Source organism: Gemmatimonadota bacterium (assembly GCA_009841265.1).
Classification (GTDB): domain Bacteria; phylum JAAXHH01; class JAAXHH01; order JAAXHH01; family JAAXHH01; genus JAAXHH01.
In genome coordinates, this window is record VXMB01000014.1 from 455,575 (window position 1) to 472,631 (window position 17,057).

At 59.2% G+C, this 17,057-nt stretch carries 11 protein-coding genes; 3 read left to right on the plus strand and 8 right to left on the minus strand.

Going from position 1 to position 17,057, the window contains the following annotated elements:
* Positions 1-32: 32 nt before the first annotated feature.
* The 3 genes from F4X08_14550 to F4X08_14560 form a co-directional block, all read right to left on the minus strand.
* A complete protein-coding gene (locus tag F4X08_14550; GenBank protein MYD27019.1) occupies positions 33-788 on the minus strand; it encodes an amidohydrolase family protein in 756 nt (251 codons plus the stop codon).
* 13 nt (positions 789-801) lie between these two features.
* Positions 802-1,620 (minus strand): amidohydrolase, encoded by an 819-nt coding sequence (locus tag F4X08_14555; GenBank protein ID MYD27020.1) that lies wholly within the window; start codon positions 1,618-1,620, stop codon positions 802-804.
* Between the two features lie 92 nt (positions 1,621-1,712).
* Positions 1,713-2,561, minus strand: coding sequence for an amidohydrolase family protein (locus F4X08_14560; GenBank protein MYD27021.1), 849 nt, complete (start codon positions 2,559-2,561; stop codon positions 1,713-1,715).
* Positions 2,562-2,772: 211 nt separating this feature from the next.
* Between F4X08_14560 and F4X08_14565 the strand changes: the two genes are divergently transcribed.
* A complete protein-coding gene (locus F4X08_14565) occupies positions 2,773-4,227 on the plus strand; it encodes a hypothetical protein (GenBank protein ID MYD27022.1) in 1,455 nt (484 codons plus the stop codon).
* 72 nt (positions 4,228-4,299) lie between these two features.
* Here the strand turns inward: F4X08_14565 and F4X08_14570 are convergent, their stop codons facing one another.
* Positions 4,300-5,685, minus strand: a complete 1,386-nt coding sequence (locus tag F4X08_14570) for an aspartate aminotransferase family protein (GenBank protein MYD27023.1) — start codon at positions 5,683-5,685, stop codon at positions 4,300-4,302.
* A gap of 191 nt (positions 5,686-5,876) precedes the next feature.
* Here F4X08_14570 and F4X08_14575 point away from each other — a divergent pair, with 191 nt between their 5' ends.
* Positions 5,877-6,971, plus strand: a complete 1,095-nt coding sequence (locus tag F4X08_14575; protein ID MYD27024.1) for a Gfo/Idh/MocA family oxidoreductase — start codon at positions 5,877-5,879, stop codon at positions 6,969-6,971.
* A gap of 1,079 nt (positions 6,972-8,050) precedes the next feature.
* Here F4X08_14575 and F4X08_14580 read toward each other — a convergent pair.
* The 3 genes from F4X08_14580 to F4X08_14590 all read right to left on the minus strand — a co-directional run bounded on the left by F4X08_14580 (position 8,051) and on the right by F4X08_14590 (position 12,661).
* Positions 8,051-8,758, minus strand: a complete 708-nt coding sequence (locus F4X08_14580; GenBank protein ID MYD27025.1) for a hypothetical protein — start codon at positions 8,756-8,758, stop codon at positions 8,051-8,053.
* Positions 8,759-9,263: 505 nt separating this feature from the next.
* Positions 9,264-10,691 carry a collagen-like protein gene (locus F4X08_14585; GenBank protein MYD27026.1) on the minus strand — a complete coding sequence of 476 codons (1,428 nt, stop codon included), beginning with the start codon at positions 10,689-10,691 and terminating at the stop codon, positions 9,264-9,266.
* A gap of 623 nt (positions 10,692-11,314) precedes the next feature.
* Positions 11,315-12,661 carry a hypothetical protein gene (locus F4X08_14590; protein ID MYD27027.1) on the minus strand — a complete coding sequence of 449 codons (1,347 nt, stop codon included), beginning with the start codon at positions 12,659-12,661 and terminating at the stop codon, positions 11,315-11,317.
* A 507-nt stretch (positions 12,662-13,168) separates the two neighbouring features.
* On the opposite strand from F4X08_14590, the gene F4X08_14595 reads away from it, so the two are divergent.
* Entirely contained in the window at positions 13,169-14,743 is a 1,575-nt protein-coding gene (locus F4X08_14595) for a beta-ketoacyl synthase (GenBank protein ID MYD27028.1), read from the plus strand.
* Between the two features lie 307 nt (positions 14,744-15,050).
* On the opposite strand, the gene F4X08_14600 is transcribed toward F4X08_14595, so the two are convergent.
* Positions 15,051-16,436, minus strand: coding sequence for a collagen-like protein (locus F4X08_14600; GenBank protein MYD27029.1), 1,386 nt, complete (start codon positions 16,434-16,436; stop codon positions 15,051-15,053).
* Positions 16,437-17,057: the final 621 nt, after the last annotated feature.

Sequence of the window (17,057 nt, forward strand, 5' to 3'; positions counted from 1 at the left end):
CCTCGGTATTCATCCGCCGGTTCAAGCCCCCATCAAGCCTTCAACAGTCCCGTCGCGTTTTCTTTCACAATACCCGCGGCCGCATCATCCGGCAGATCGTTGAGCACCCGCGCTAATGCCGCCGCCGGCATGAACACCGGGGCGTGGGATCCTAAAAGCAGCTTGCTCCCGATTCCCGCGTCCACCAGCATCTTCACACTGTCCACCCCATCCACCTGGGATGTATCCGCGTAAAGACCGGGCAGATTACGGACCTGTGCCGCGAATTCTCTCAAAGTAGCAGCGCTCGCTCCGCCCACGATCAGATTCAGATCGGGATGGCGCTTCGCCGCGTCCACCACGTCTCCTGCCGGTACATCGGGCACCATCGACAAGGGGTGATGTCGCCGCGGGTCATCGACACGGATCTGGACCATCACAGCCAGGTTCAATCGACCCGCCTCTTTGAATAGTTCATCCGCCCCGGCCAGGTCATATCCTCCATAACCCGGCATCAGTTTGATCATGTGGACGGTACGATGTCCGGCCGCTTTCGCCAGTTCTTCTGGCCAGGTAGGCAGCGTCGGGTCGATGACCGGTACCGGGCTGATGTCGTCGTACTCATCCGCCGCTTCATAGACGACCCGGTTACAGAGATGCGGGTTGGCACTCCATGCGGCTGCCAGGGGCGCCATGAAAATGCGCTCCACGCCGTATGCGCGTAACGAGGACCGTACCGAAGCGACGTCGTAAGGCACGTTCACCAGGGCGGGCCACGGACCGGTCCAGGCGTTGACGTCGATGATCATGATTCGCTCCGTGTTATTCGCCCAACTTCAATATCCGCAATGCATTATTCCACAGGATCGCGCGTTTGTCGGCGTCCGGTATGTCCGCACCCAGGACCTTGTTCATCGTGACGCCGAAGTGCCGAATCGGCGCGTCCGAGCCGTAGACGACCCGGTGGGCCCCAAGCCTGTTGACGGCCGCTTCGACCATGCCGCTTTCCGGATCGCCGCCCGACGTGTCCACCGCGACGTTCGGCACGTCGGCGATCGCCTCGATGCCCCGGCAGCCCACTCCGTTGAGATGGGCCATGATGATCCTAGCGCGGGGATGGCGGCGGGCGAGGTCGGTCACGTCGAAGGGCGTGGACTCGCCGGGCAGGTTGCCGGTGGTCTTCAACCAGGCGTGCTGCAGCACCGGTACGTCCAACGACACGGCCGCTTCCATGATCGGGTCGAGCCCGGGGTCCGTTGCCCGGCGCGCCACCCAGAGCTTGACCCCGGCCATGGCCTGGCCCCCTACGCACCGTTCGATCTCGGCGACGGCTTCATCCGGGAAGGCGGGCGTGACATAGCAGAACGGCAGGATCGCGCCGGGTTGCGCGTCCCGCATCCGTAACACGTAGTCATTGGCCTGCCGGCACTGTTTGGGTGTGGGCTCATAGGGCGTGGTTTCATGCAGCGAAAACACGCACATCCGGGTCACGCCGGAACGGCGGGCGGTCGCGATCAACCTTTCCGCGTCCTCGACAGGCGAGGAAACCCCATAGGAACCGAAACAGTTCAGGGGATGTACGTGGATATCCAGCACCGGTCCGTCGGGCAGGAGTTTCTGACGCAGGGAGGCGATGGTCATGGCAATTAGGCAACGAGGTGTATTGCGTGACGGGGCGCGATGCCCGGAACAGAGCCGGGCACGGACGGGTCGTTACTACAGCCCGTAGACTGTTACAGCCGGTAGAAGGAGATGGCGTTGTCGTGAAACAACTTGCGACGATCTGCGTCCGAGAGTCCGCTGGTCGCCCACGACAGGGTCTCGACCCAGCGCGGGTACTCCGTGGCCTGGAAGGCGACGGGCCAGTCCCCGCCGTACATGACCCGGTCGATGCCAAAGCACGCGATCACGTGGTCGATGTAGGGTTTCAGGTCCTCGGGCGTCCACCTTTCCATGTCCGCTTCGGTGACAAGGCCCGATACCTTGCAGTAGACATTGGGCATTTCCGCCAGGGTCTTGAGCTCGTCCTTCCACGGTTCGAAGACCTGGTTCTTGATGTCGGGCTTGCCGATATGGTCCAGGATGAAGGAGACTTCGGGGCACTGCCGGACGAATTCGATCGCATTCGCCAGTTGCGGGTGGAAGATGCAGATATCGAAGGACAGCCCGTGGGACGGCAGCAGCCGGACCCCTTCGATGAACGCGGGTTGCAGGCAAAAGTCGGCGTCCTCGGTCTGCAGCAGGCGCCGGATGCCCTTGACCAGGGGAATCCTGGCCAGCGCCTCGAGGTCGGCGTCGACCGCCGCGCCCCGTTCGAGCGGCGCGTTGGCCACGATCCCGCGGATCCGGCCGTCCTGCCGGGCAAGACCGGAGACCCATTCCGCCTCCTGGACGTGCTGACCGGCGTCGCATTCGCATTGCACGAAGACCATCTGCTCCACCTGGACCGCTCCGCAGGCCTGCCGGTATTCCTCCAGCAGGTACCGTTGGTTCAGCAGGGGAATGCCGTCCAGCCAGCTGTACCGGAGGTGATTCGGGTCCCAGAGATGTACGTGGGTGTCGACGATGGGGAAGTCCACCATGGCATAAATCTCAGCAATGCATGTTAAGGGCGGTGTGCGAGATCGGATGATCGAGAGATCATACTACCCAGGGGACCGTTTACCGTCAATGGGAATCACGCCTTTTATGCTTGAACTGCCGCCCTTCCGCGTGTACACTGCTGGATCGTTTCGAATCGGTATCTGACGGCGCGTTCAGCGCTGTATACTACCCTCAAGCCGATCCCATTTCATGTCCGACGAAACCGCCACCGAAAACACCCGTCCACTCGGTCGCCTGTCGCCCCTGAAGCTGGCCGCCGTGCCCACCTTTGCCGGCATGCTGAAGTACGTCGGTCCCGGCATCGTCTGGGCCGGTCTGGCCCAGGGCAGTGGCGAGCTCATCTGGTGGCCCTACCTGACCGCCAAGTACGGCGCGGCCTTCATCGGCCTGCTCATCCCGGCCGCCCTGATGCAGTACTGGGTCAACGTGGAGATCGCCCGGTATACGATCATGACGGGCGAGACGGCCCTGACCGGGTTCAGCCGCGTCGGGAAGTGGTATGTGTCGGCCATCTGGGTCGGGGTGTTTCTCGAAAACATCTGGTTCGGCGCCTACGCGTCGGCGGGCGGCGGCGCCATGGCGGAGCTTACCGGATTCCCCTACGGCTGGACGGTCCGCGGCCAGTCGCTCTTCTGGGCCTACCTGACCATCGGGATCTACCTGATCGCCCTTTTCATGGGCCGGGTGGTCTACCTGATCGTGGAACGGCTAACCATGGCCGTGGTCGTCATCACGATGGTGGGGATCGCCTTCGCCGTCTTCCAGCGGCCGGTACTGGACGTGGCGGGCGAGTTCTTCGGCGTCCTGCTGACTCCCGGCTACCACAGGCCCGCCAACTGGGACCCGGCGGACCTGTCCACGGTGCTCACCGCCATCGTCTTCGCCGGCGCCGGCGGCTTCGGTCAGCTCTTCCTATCCTACTGGATGCGGGACAAGGGCGTGGGCATGTCGGCCTATATCGGGCGCGTAACCAGCCCCTTGCGCACCGCGCCGGAGACCATCTCGGCCACGGGGTACGCCTTCGAGGACAACGAGGCCAACCGGACGAACTACGGGAAGTTCATGCGGTACCTGAAGCTCGAATCGGGCCTCGGCGTCGCGCTGAACCTGGTGACGACCATCATCATGTGCTGGCTGGCGTGGGCCCTGCTGAAGCCGCAGGGTATCGTTCCCGAGGGCTGGGAAATCGCCGTGGTGCAGTCGGCCTTCTTCGAGGTAAGCTGGGGTGCCATCGGCAAGGTCGTATTCCTGATCGTCGCCGCGGCGTTTCTATGCGATGCCTGGCTGCAGTCCACCGATGGGTTCGCCCGCATGCAGGCCGATTTCATCTACGCCAACGTGAAGCGGGCGCGGCGGTACCATTTCCGGACGCTGTACTACGGTTTCGTTGTGGTGTTCACCGTGCTGACGACGATCACGCTGCCCCTGGCGCAGCCGGGGGATCTGCTCATCATACGTGGCGTCATCGCCTTCATGGCCATGGGGCTCTTCTGTCCAGGTCTTATCTACCTTAACTACGTCCTCGTTCCCCGGGCCTTCCCCTCGTGGGTCAAACCCCATCCCCTCACCCGGGTCATCATGGTTGCCATCACGGCGACCTACATCTCCATCGGGCTCTGGTACATCTTCGTGCGCCTGTCCTGAGCGACTGCATCAGCCCGGCGCCAGCGCGAATACTCGCGTCGGTACAGTGCGATTGCGGCGGCATGGCGTGGACTACACCACCGCCGGAGCCACCCGCGCCGTTCTTTCTTCGGCGATACGTACACCGGCTTCGATAATTTCCAGGGATTCGTCGATCTGGGCTTCGGTGATGGTGATCGGCGGCATGAACCGCAGTACCTGGGAACCGGACAGTTCCATGAAGCGAAGGCTGAGCGGATCTTTATTGAGCATCCTGGGCACGATGGGCAGCCAGAGGCCGTTCTCGTAGCAATACTCCGTCACCATGGCGGCGCCTTCGAAATTGGGCTCCCGGCTCTGCTTGTCCGTCACCAGTTCGAGCCCCAGGCACAGGCCCAGTCCCCGGGCCTCGCCCACGATCTCGTAGGTTTCCTCCATCACTTTGAGCCGGTCCATGAAGTAGTTGCCCACGACCCGGGCGTTTTCCACCAGGTTCTCGCGGTCGACGATTTCGAGATTTGCCAGGCCGGTCTCGCAGAGCAGCGGGTCGCCGGCATGGGACGAGAAGGGCATGAATCCCTTGGCCACCGCGGCGTCCGCGATCTCCGCGCTGGTCATGACCGCGCACAGGGGCACGGCGCCTCCAAGCCCCTTGGAGCAGGTCACGATGTCGGGCACGAAATCGAAGTGCTCGAAGGCGAACCACTTTCCCGTCCGTCCGAAGCACGTCAGGGCTTCGTCGGCCACGGTGAGGATGTCCCGCTCCCGGCAGATTTCCACGATGCGCTGGATCCACTCCTTGGAAGGCACGATCTGTCCAGCCGCGCTCATGAGCGGTTCGAAGAAGAAGGCCGCGGGCCGTCCGGAGGTGGACGAGTCGATCACGTTCTCCGCCGCGTCCGCGCATCCGAGATTGCAGCAGGCTTCGTCCCGGCAGAACTGGCAGCGGTACTCGTAGGGCGTAGGGATGAACGAAGCGCCCGTGGGCATGGGGCCGTAACCTTCCCGAAGCATGCCGCCCCGGCCGGTGATGGACGCGCTGCCATAGGACTGGCCGTGGTAACCGCGCATGAGGGCGATCACCTCGAAGCGGTCCGTGTACTTCCGCACGAGACGCAGGGCCATTTCATTGGATTCGGATCCCGTGCAGGCGAAGAAGGACTTCTGCAGCGGGTCCGGCGCGATCTCGGCCATCTTCTTGGCCAGCAGCACCTCCGACGGCGCGATGAAGGTCGTGCCCACCTGGATGATCTTGTGGGCCTGGTCGCAGAGGGCCTTCACGTAATCCGGGTGGGAATGGCCCAGCGTAACGCACAACTGACCCGACTGAAAATCGATGAATCGCCGGCCTTCCACGTCCCACATGTAGAGCCCGTCACCGCGTTCGGGAACCAGCGGCGCGGTCCGCATCGGATGTCTCAAGAGGTACTGGTTGCCGAGTTCGAGCCAGCCCTTGTTCGTGGTGGGTAGCGACGCCATGATCCGTCTCCTGAAGTTGCTTAAACTTTGATGGTGACAAGCATGGTTTTAAGGGGGAATGGGGTAAGGCCATGCTAAACCGGCACCACCGGCCTGTCAATACATTTCGCCAGTGCCGTTCGCCGGTGAAGTTGCGAGGCAAGCCAGATAGTTTTTGCCTTGTTGCGGGGCCGGTTCTATAATGTGAAATCATGAAAACATATCGAGTTGGGATCATCGGGCTGGGCCGCATGGGCAGTACGATCGACGACGAGGGCCATACGCCCCTGCCTTATTCTGTCGCGGCGGCCTGCAGGGCGAGCGAACGGCTGGAGATCGCCGCCGGCTGCGACCTGCGCGCCGAGCGCAGGGAGGACTTTTCCAGACGCTGGGGCGTCAACGCCCTGTACGAGGATTTCCGGGAGATGGTCCGGGAGGAGCGACCGGATCTCGTTGCCGTGTGTACCACCGCATCTGGTCTGCAGAAACCGGCCAGGGAGGCGCCCGACACTTCGTTCCGCGGAGACTCCCATGCCGACCTGGCCGTCGCGCTGGCGGAAATGGGCGTGCCCATGCTCTACGTGGAGAAGGCCATGGCCAGTTCCATGGCGGCGGCCGACGACATTCACGACGCCGTGTTGAAGAACGGAACGGTGTTCAATACGGGCGTACTGCGCAGATTCGACAACCGGTACGGCGTGGTGCGCGACGCGGTCCTGAGGGGCGACGTGGGCGAGCCCAGGACGGCCGTCCACTACGCGCAGTCATCCCTGATGCACGGTCATATCCATTCCATCGACACGCTCTCCTGGCTGATCGGCGATCCCGTCATCCGCTCCGTCCGCGGCGAGATCGACCCCCGGGACTACATCATAGAAGGCGATCACATCCCCTACGACCCGATCGCTACGTATGAACTAGACTTCGAGAACGGTGTCCGCGCGTGGTCGATCCCCGCGGCGGGATGGGAGTACGAGATCATCGGGACCGAGGGGACCATCCGGTCGCTGAACAACGGGGCCGGCGCATCCTTGCGGCGGGCGCCGCTCGAGGGACGGGATGATCGCAAAGGCCGAAGCGCCTGGGAGGAGGTGCCGTTCGAATTCGTTACGCCGAAGAGCACCGTCGTTTCCTGCCTGGAAGACCTCGTCCGCGCGTACGAGACGGGCGATCAAAGCCGGGGGCACGTCGAGATCGCCCACCACATCACGGAAGCCTGCATCGCCGTCGCCGAAAGCCACCGCCGCAACGGCACCTGGGTGGATCTCCCGCTGGCAAACAGGGATCTGTACATCTGGCACGTCTGAATGCCTAATCGGCTGACAAAGGCTATGTTTTCGGCCCGCATGATCTGAGTTTATTCCTTTGGGAGCGATTCGTTCTGTGGCAAGGAAGCGTTGAATCTCAAGTATCCCCTGACCTCATCCACCTTTGTCTCCACCCGGTCCAACGATGCCCGCAAATCCTTGATTTCTGCTCTGATTTCGGTCCGTAAGCTACTCATTTCAATGCGCAGTTCAGTTCTCAAGCTATCCGTTTCAGTTTTCAGTTCATCTCTAATGGTATTTAGTGAAACGTGTAAATACGTTAATACTGAAATTAGGGTGATTATCGATGTAAAGACCGCGCCGTGGCGCTCCCACCAACCTGACTCGGACATTCTATTCCCTCCCGATACATTACGCCATGTTTCCGTGGTGCCAGTTGTTCCTGAATCTCATTCAAGGCTATTGGATTCGTTGCTCGTTACAAGGTCCGCGATCGCAATCCAGATCGTTCGGATATCTTCCTTGAAGTCTTCAAGCGCCGTTAAGATTCCACATTCTATTGCCTCTCTCCTCCCCATCCAAAGGCACAGTTTGCCACCGCCCCGACCACAGCGATCATCAATAGGGCAGCAACTGCGGGCAGCCACGAAGGTAACGATTCCATTTTTTAGTTCCTTTTGGGCCGTTCTTTTGGTGTATACCTGAGTATCGGATCACGAGATAAACAACTTGATGAGGATCGCAACGGTCATGACCAACTGGCCGATGACTACCGTTTCGATACGGGAAAGGCGCTTGTCTATCTGTTCGATGATGCCTTCCAGGCGTCCGATCCGGCCTTCGTGGTTTGTATTTTCGGTCGACATGATTTCAGCCTACCTCCTTGCATCTGCCAGCTGTTCACCACGAAGAGTCACAGTACCTTGATCAGGATGATGACTGTCAAAATGTAATTCGCGGCGTACACGATTAAGCAGACGGTTTGCCAAAATACCGAAGTCATAATTTCCTCCCCCCAAATGGTCCTTTATACGTATTAGCCAGGAAACTCTCGCTAATTCTCGAAGGAAAAAACTTTTCTATGGAATGGTGGGGTCCGAGCATCAACCCTTCGCGACTCAGGACAGCGTTGAGGGTCCTGAATCCGGTCGTACGCTCCGGGGATGGCTGGATTCAACCTGCACCAACCGGTCTTCCTGCAGTACGTACCCGCTTAGCTGCCCGCCATAGATACATCCCGAATCCAGGCCGATCACGTAGGGGGAACCGTCTACCCGACGCTTGATCACAAGGCCACCGGGGGCGTCGTGGCCGAATATGACCAGCTTGCCGGATGGATCGTACGCGTCGTGCCATCGGGGTCCCACGATGCCGTCCACGGGCGGCCAAGTACGGATGACGAGAAACTCCTCCGTGGTCGTGCCGTTAAAGCCTTTTTCAGGATTGATGCCCGCGTGGACCAGCAGGAATTCAGGCTCGTCGATCCAAAAGGGAAGGGATTCCAGCCAGGGGATCAGGTCGTCGGCGCATGGGGCGAGGGCTTCCAGGGTTTTAAGGGTATCGCGACTTCGAGTGGGGACCACGGCGCCGGACAGGTGCCGGCGAAGCCGGTCCGCCAGGCGGTAGTCGTGGTTGCCGAGGACCATCCTCGCGCCCGTGTCCTGTATCAGTTTCCATACGTCGATGGGATCAGGTCCCCTGCTGAAAGCATCGCCTGTCAGGTACAGGAGGTCCGTGTCCCGCTGGAATGCCAGTTTGGAAAGCAGGTGTTCGAATTCACGGGCGCAGCCGTGAATGTCGCCGATGAAGAGGGTTCGCAAGGGGATTCAGAACTCCGGGACGATCGATAGACTGGCACGGACTGATGGCAACGACAGCCTTTGTGACACCTGCGGCAAAAAATGGAAGACTGTCAATCTCGTCATCCTGAATGGTAACCGTGAGACCGAAGGACGGTCAAGTGAATGAATCGCCCGGTAACGATTGTACACCGTCCGTGTCTCTTCCGGGGATCGGACCATTGAGTTCCTTCCCTGAATACAGAAAAGCCCCGTACCAGCAACGGGGCTTTTCTATTTTCGAGACCGATCGCCCTTTTCAGTGGCCGTGGCTCCTACTCGGGACGAAAGGGAAGACGTAACGAGATGACCGACAATAATGCAGGGCGGAGTGAAGTTGATATGCCCTGTCGGGATAACTCCGGGGGCCATTCCGAAACGTGGCGGGCGACCCGCTCGCTGGAGCGAGCAGGCCGCTAGCCGCAGGACTCTGTCAGCGCCCTGTCTACGGGACCCGGATTATCCCGGATTCCAAACTGGGCGGCTTCCTTCCCTATCCGCCACTGCCAGCCTTCGCCATAAACTTCACTTCGGCACGCTTTGGCGACGAATAATCTTCGTCAAACGTCACGAAAGCGGTTCCGGCTGCCAAGGCATTGCCTTGACCCACGACAGCGGCGCCACCGTTTATCGTCAACGCAACCTGTCCGCTAGCGTCAGTCGTCAGCATTCCAGGAACTGTCAATACCATAGCATCGGAGCTTGAAACGTCGACTGTAAGACCTGCTCCGACGGCCCGCCACACCAATTGACCTAAGGTCGGGCTACCGGCGGTGGTATCAAGCACTCGGTGTTGCAGAGTGACGGTGATCACGATAGTTGCCGGCGTCGTTTCGGTGGTATCGGCCGTAGCTGTAAGGTCCGAATCGTCAGCCGTGCCATCATCATTGATGTCGTTATCGAAGTAACGCATAAATGGCGCATTTGCGGTACTCACGATAAGCTGTCTTTCAGGCTCTTCGACGGTGAAAACATTGATCGTGATCTCGTTGCTCTTTACGTCGCCGATACTCGCCGTGATCTTGGCCGTTCCGGCTGCATGCGTCTTGATCGTAGGCATTGCATTGTTCTTGTCGTCCACGGTCGCAACGCTCGTATTGTTACTCGACCAACTAAACTTTACGCCCAATACCTCATTACCGCTGTTAGTGGTCTTGTCATCGCCACTCGCGGCATCAAAGGCCGTAGCCGCGAGCATGACTTCGGTACCTTTGTTGACGGTTTCGGCGACGGTATCGTCGGCCGTCTTGATCACGATACCCTTCACTACATTATGTACCGCAAGATTAATGGAAATCTTGATACCGCGATCAACTGATTTAACGACAACCTTCGTGTCACCCCTTCTGACGCCGGTTATCATTGCTGAATTCGGCGCAGCGCCCGCTTCCACCGTAGCGAGGACGGGATCATCGACCTCAAAAGTGAATTCAGCGGGGACGACACTGCCGTCCTGCGCAGCAGCAACGGCACTGAAAGTTATACTGCCGTCAACGAGAACGGCGGTATCTCGGGTTCTCAAGCCGGTTGCGTCATCAAACAGCGGGGCATTGTAACGACGAGCATCTTTCTTCGCTTCAGTACCCTCGAAAACGATGACGTGGTGAATAGCGGCCAGGATGTTACCAGGAAGATCACCCGGGACCCCGGATTCACCAGGAGGACCCATTGGACCTTCAGGGCCAGTCGGACCAGCCGGACCCGCTGGACCAGCCGGACCTGCTTCACCGGTGTCGCCCTTCTCACCCTGAGGGCCAGTCGCACCAGCCGGACCTGCCGGGCCCGTCGAACCCTGCGGACCAGCCGGACCTGACGGCCCTGCGACGCCGGCCGCGCCGGTCGGACCAGCCGGACCTGTTTTGCCCTCGCATCCCATCAGGGACAGACCGAGGGCCAATACAGCAATTATGAGGTAATGCATTGTTTTCTCCCGATTATGGAATCACTACTAAAAGGAATGACGAAATCCCAGACTGACCTATATCGCCTCCTTTCCCGCGATTTGATCGGTTAACTGATTTACAAGCTCAAGACTGCCAAATCGGACTTCAGGACTGCGCTGATTTCGGGCCGCGCTTCGACCGCTATTAGGGACTTTTCCCCATAAATATGATTAGATTGAGCAGCGGAGATGGGTTGGCCGACTCGTCCCAAATCGGAAGAATATGAGTGCTACCTGCTGTTATTGCTTTGGGTGTGTAATAGGTACGTCCGGTGGGATCAGCTATGGCGGGTAGGAGAAAACGAGGATATTGGACTAGGTAAGGTCGCTGAATATAGAAAAGCCCCGTTAACCGCAACGGGGCTTTCCTTTTTCAGGTTCGATCGCTCTTTCAGTGGCCGTGGCTCCTACTCGAGGCGATCGGGAAGACGTAACGAGATGACCGACAATAATGCAGGGCGGAATGCAGCTTGTATGCCCTGTCGGGATAACTCCGGGGGCCATTCCGAAACTTGGCTGGCGACCCGCTCGCTGGAGCGAGCAGGCCGCGAGCCGCAGGACTCTGTCAGCGCCCTGTCTACGGGACCCGGATTATCCCGAGGTTAGGGTTTGGCAACTTCCAACACGAACTGCGCGGGGTTCTCTGCATCAGGATGGCTCACGCTGATGAGGGCTTTCCCGTATTTACCCCTTGTCTCGTTTGTAGCTGAGGCGGGCCTTACGAGCGCATCCGCTAACGTAACGGTTACATCGACGACATTCCCATCACCTGCTGCGGCTGCGATGCCAGCAGTAGTTAATACTCGATCACTCTCGACTGTGATTACGAAATCGCCCGGAGTCGGAGTAGCCACTTCGTCACCAACATCATTGGTGGAAGAACCGACAGCATAAAGCAGCAGCAACTCAAACGTTACTGTAGCTTCCGAGATAGTACCATCGGCGGCGGGAAAGTTAAGCCGGTTACCTTCGTCGTCTGTGTCAGTGGTCTGTGTAACAGTTACCTTATCCGTGGTATTGCCTACGGGTTGTATAGTACGAGTATATATGCCGCTGGGAGTCACAGTTACATCCCGCCAGTCACTGTTTTTCCCTCCCGACGAAGCCCTGATTCGTGTATCGCCATCTGAAACGCCGGTCACCACCCCTTTCTTAGCGTCTACCTTGGCAATGCTGGGATCTTCACTCTCCCAAGTTACGATCGCGTTGGCGGTTATATCCTCGTCATCAGCATTGATGACTTTAGCCTTCCACGTTACAGAGAAACCGACAGGGAGGGTTTGGGTACCGCTGGCAATCGTAACCTTCTTCACCGCTTCCAAAACGTCGACGTTGATGTTAATCGCTATTCCACGACCCACAACAGTTACTTTGATCGTGGCATCTCCGTGCTCTAGCGCCTCAATTTCACCGTCCTCTGTGACCGTAGCGGTCACAGGATCGGTAGACGAGTAAGCAACCTCGATACCAGGGATCGGGTTCCCGTCCTGCGAAGCGACCTTAACCGCTAATTGCCTCGTTTCCCCTACTGGCAACATGAAGGACAGCTTCTTTTTATCTGCTGACCCATCATCCTTGAAATCCGGGCCCGCGTACGTAACGGCACCAGTCTTTTCCCCGTCGTCATCCAAGTAGCCGATAACGATGTGATGAACCTGCGTCAGAATTCCACCGGGGATATCGCCGGGGTCGGGCAACGTAGCATCCATACCGTCTTCACCCGGATCGCCTTTGTCACCCTTCTCACCCTGCGGACCTGCCGGACCCTGAGCACCATCAGCGCCAGCCGGACCTGCCGGACCCTGCGGACCGGTATTACCCTGCGGACCAGCCTGACCACTCGGACCCGCCGGGCCACTCGGACCACTCGGACCCGCCGGACCGGTCTTACCCTCGCATCCCATCAGGGACAAACCGAAGGCCAATACAGCAATTATGAGGTAGTGCATTGTTTTCTCCCGATTATGGAAACACTTCAAAAGGAATGACGAAGATACGAAACGGACCTATATCGCCTCCTTTCCCGCGAATGATCGGCTGACTAAAATGCAAGACTCAATACTTCTGATTACGGACTTCAAGACTGCTCAGGTTTCTGGCCACGTTCAGGGACTTTTCACCATAAATATGAATAGATTGAGCAGCGGAGATGGGTTGGCCGACTCGTCCCAAATCGGATTAAAGCAGACACCACAACTGTTCTGTACTAGGGGTCTAAATCGGGTACGTCAGGCAGGATCGGGTACGGTCGGTAAGGGAGAAACAGGGTAGGGGTGAGAGTTGATAGGTGAGGTGTAAAACCAACAGTTGGTCGAAGTTGCCGCGATCCATCATACCTAACGTCAGGGTGAATTGGCTTGAGTCGGCTTCTTACTCGGCGTATATTGACGGGGCTGTAAGACCGTAGCGGTCATCGGTAGGTACCGGCGGGTTCACCGTCTTCAACGAGGTTCGACGTGCGCAGAATCGGCATCTTCGGATGGGGCATCGTGGCCCCCCGTTCGCCCAACATGGAAGCCTTTGCCCGCAACCTGGAGCAATCGGAAAGCTGGCTGGCGCCATTCGACGGGTTCGGTCCGAACAACTTCCTGGTGGGCGAGCCCGATTTCGACTTCCGGGACTACCGGTCCTGGATCGACGCCCGGTTTCCGTCGAACCGGTACCCCCGCCTGGTCGACAAGATGGATCCCACCACGCTGCACGCGATCGGGGCCTTCATCCAGTCGCTGGGACAGAACCCGGGTCTGGAGGAGGAACTCCAGGCGCTGGGAACGTCCGCCCACGTATACATCGGCACCGGCGTCGGCAACATCCCCACCATCAGCCGGATCAGCATGGAGCTGTACCGGGCCCAGCGTGCATGGGACCATTTCTGGGGTTCGGCAGAACGGAACGCCCGGCTTCGCGCCTATCTCACCCGGCACGACGACGAAGGCGTGGACGAAGCCATGCCGCCCCACCCGGAGACCGCGCCGTCTGCGAAGCGAGACCAGGCCGAAGAAACCTGGAACGCCTACTGGACGTCCCAGTCGGAGGAACTAAGGTCGTACCTGGAGACCCTCGCCGAGATCGAGGGGATGAACGTCGAGGGGACCGTCGAGTCCGGCAAGATGAAGCTCATTCGCGATAAGCAGCGCCGGAAACACCAGCTGCAGGATGAATGGGGCGCGCCCGAGCCGCCGTGGGAATGCGTTTCGGCCGACCTGATCTGGAATATCCACAACACGCCCGCGTCGCAGGTGACCATGATGGGGCAGATTCACGGCCTGTCACTGGCGCCCGTGGCCGCCTGCTCGACCTTCGGCGTGTGCCTCAAGCTCGGGATGGACGCCATCCGGCGCGGCGAGGCAAAGGCCGTGGTCGTCGGCGCCACGGACCCGCCCCCCACGTCCCTGTTGGTAGGCGCATTCTACCGTGCCCGCGTATCCGCCGCCGACGGCGCTGTGTCCAAGCCCCTGACCGGGCTCCGCGGCACCCACGTATCGGGCGGATCCGTACTCTGGATCATCGGTGACTGGGACTACATGACCGAAAAGGGGTTCAGCCCTGTTGGGATGGAACCCCTGGCCGTGGGCGTCAGCTCTGACGCCGACCATATCATCACGCCGTCGAAGGAAGGACCGCGGTTAGCCGTCGGCCAGGCCATCGAAGACGCCCGCGTTTCCGCCGGCGACATCGCCTCGTGGGATCTGCACGCCACGGCGACACCCGGCGATTTCCTGGAAATGGAGAACCTGCTCGAAATGGTGCCCGGCTCCGTGACGGTCACCGCGCGGAAAGGCACCTTCGGTCACGGCATGAGCGCCGGCGGAGGATGGGAACTGACGGCACAATATCTCGGGTACGCGCGGGGCGCCCTATACCCCACGCCCCTCTCCCGCGACGAGGTGAATCCGGAGATCGAAAGCCTGCACAACCGGTTCGTCTACGACACCTCGTGCCCACCTCCCGACGGCATTGCCGGCAAGCTGTCCATGGGGATCGGGGGCATCAACGCCTGCGTCATCTCCAGGCCGCTGCGGGATGAGTGACGGCGTAATCGGCTCAGTTAATTCCGGTGGAATACAGAAAAGCCCCGTGAACCGCAACGGGGCTTTTCCTTTTTTGCAGGACCGATCGCCCTTTTCAGTGGCCGATGGCTCCTACTCGGGGCGAACGGGAAGTTGTAACGAGATGACCGAACAAATGCAGGGCGGGATGCTTGATGCGTATGCCCTGTCGGGATAACTTCCGGGGGTCACTCGAAACGTGACCTGCGACCTGCTCGCTGGAGCAAGCAGGTCGCTGGCCGCAGGACTCTGTCAGTGCCCTGTCTACGGGACCCGGATTATCCCGATGTTATTCCGGCGCGTCTTTGACTGTGATGGTAAACAACAAACGCGCCTCTCTCGCTCCAATAGCCCTTAATGAAACGAACGTATTGTACGTTCCCGCCTTGATGCCAGCAGGAACATCGGCCACGGTAACTGTCACGGCAACGGTACCATCGGCGTTCGCCGCTGCCGCTGCCGCTCCTACTGCCGGATTTACTTGCGCTGCCGCGGGATCAGTGGTGGCAGGAGTTCCGGCAACAGCCGTACCAGGACTAACTGTCAAAGCCCACGCGGTAATCAAGTCGTTGGATACCACATCGCGGAGATTGACGTTAAACACGGTATCATGAGTCCCATTTCCATCTGGGTCGGTGGCATCTGTGAAACCAGCTGTTTCCAATCCTCTATCCCAAACAAATGCATTTCCATTGTTGGAGGAACCGGGATCGATAACTCTCGTGATTCTCTGTCCGGTGACTACCACGCTGATACTACCGCTCACGCCTTCGGCTGTCGCCATAATCTCGGCGCTGCCAGAGCCCTTCCCGGTGATCATGGCATACTGACCCATACCCTTCACCTTCTTATTATCCATAGGGTCTTTTGTCACGGCTACTGTGGCAACGGATCCGTCGGAGCTTGACCAGGACCAGTTAGAACGTAGCTCAACTACTTCGTCATCCTCATCATGGGCCACGGCGGTTATTTCATTCATATACGTCTCGCCTGCCGCCAAGTTGAGATTACTTGGCCCAGCACCTTCACCAACCATGAAAACGATCGCATCGATAGGTTTGGTAACTGTGACAGTGAGCTTACCGGAGATACCGGCCAACTCCGACTCAGCCGTGACTACGGCCGAACCGGCCCCGACGGCGGTGATCATTCCATCTTCCAGAGTGATGGCTTCGTCGTCATTCTTGGTTATGGCCAGCGCAACAGGGATACCATCAAGGACCTTCTCACTCTGTGCGCGGGCTGCGGCTACAATCATAACATCCTCACCGACCCTCATAGTGGTCGAGACGCCGCCCGTCGCGTTTTCCTTATCCCCGTCGCCTACCTTTATGGCGATGTGGTGCGCTTGCGCCAACTGGATGGGATCAATGCCACCGGTGTCCGGAATACCTGCCGGACCCTGCGGGCCTTCGGGACCTGCCGGGCCTGGTTCACCCGGGTCACCCTTTTCACCCTGCGGACCTGCCGGACCAGACTCACCCTGCGGACCTTGAGCACCATCAGCGCCTGCTGGGCCTGCCGGGCCTGACGGACCCGTCGAGCCCTGCGGACCTGCCGGACCCGCCGGACCTGCGGAGCCCGCCGGACCTGTCGGACCCGCCGGACCCGTCTTACCTTCGCATCCCATCAGGGACAGACCGAAGGCCAATACAGCAATTATGAGGTAGTGCATTGTTTTCTCCCGATTATGGAAATTCTGCAAAAAGGAACGACGAAAATACGAAACTGACCTATATCGCCTCCTTTCCCGCGAATTGATCGGTTGACTGATTTACAAGCTCAAGACTTCTGATTACGGACTTCAAGGCTGCTCGGATTTCGGACCTTATCTTCGGACTTTTCACTTTAAATATGAGTAGATTGAGCATCGTGAATCGCCTGGCTTCCTCGTTCGAAAACTGCTGGAGATAGACGCCATGCGCGGTTTCGTGCTGGGGGTACGGATTGGTTAGGTCGGGTGGGATCCGGAGGTATGTCAGGTGTGGGAAAACGAAGTAGGAGGATAGATGGGTCGATCGACTACAGACGAAGTTGACATGTCTTAGTCGAAATGAAAAAGGCTCCCCGGTTCATCGGGCGTGTACGCCACCCAAAAATGAACACAAGGAGCCCTATGATGAGGAAAGCGGCGGGAGTTACGTCGTAGCATACAGGAAAGCCCCGTACCTGCAACGGGGCTTTCCTTAACTTGGGACCGATCGCCCTTTTCAGTGGCCGTGGCTCCTACTCAGGGCGAACGGGAAGACGTTCCAAGGTGACCTGATACAAATGCCAGGACGAGTATGTCTGAGAA

What these genes read in the sequence shown, in the direction of transcription:
- F4X08_14570 (MYD27023.1), bottom strand. Translation starts at nt 5,685, where the DNA reads ATGGCGTCGCTACCCACCACGAACAAGGGCTGGCTCGAACTCGGCAAC.
- F4X08_14600 (MYD27029.1), bottom strand. Translation starts at nt 16,436, where the DNA reads ATGCACTACCTCATAATTGCTGTATTGGCCTTCGGTCTGTCCCTGATG.
- F4X08_14550 (MYD27019.1), bottom strand. Translation starts at nt 788, where the DNA reads ATGATCATCGACGTCAACGCCTGGACCGGTCCGTGGCCCGCCCTGGTG.
- F4X08_14560 (MYD27021.1), bottom strand. Translation starts at nt 2,561, where the DNA reads ATGGTGGACTTCCCCATCGTCGACACCCACGTACATCTCTGGGACCCG.
- F4X08_14585 (MYD27026.1), bottom strand. Translation starts at nt 10,691, where the DNA reads ATGCATTACCTCATAATTGCTGTATTGGCCCTCGGTCTGTCCCTGATG.
- F4X08_14575 (MYD27024.1), top strand. Translation starts at nt 5,877, where the DNA reads ATGAAAACATATCGAGTTGGGATCATCGGGCTGGGCCGCATGGGCAGT.
- F4X08_14565 (MYD27022.1), top strand. Translation starts at nt 2,773, where the DNA reads ATGTCCGACGAAACCGCCACCGAAAACACCCGTCCACTCGGTCGCCTG.
- F4X08_14590 (MYD27027.1), bottom strand. Translation starts at nt 12,661, where the DNA reads ATGCACTACCTCATAATTGCTGTATTGGCCTTCGGTTTGTCCCTGATG.
- F4X08_14555 (MYD27020.1), bottom strand. Translation starts at nt 1,620, where the DNA reads ATGACCATCGCCTCCCTGCGTCAGAAACTCCTGCCCGACGGACCGGTG.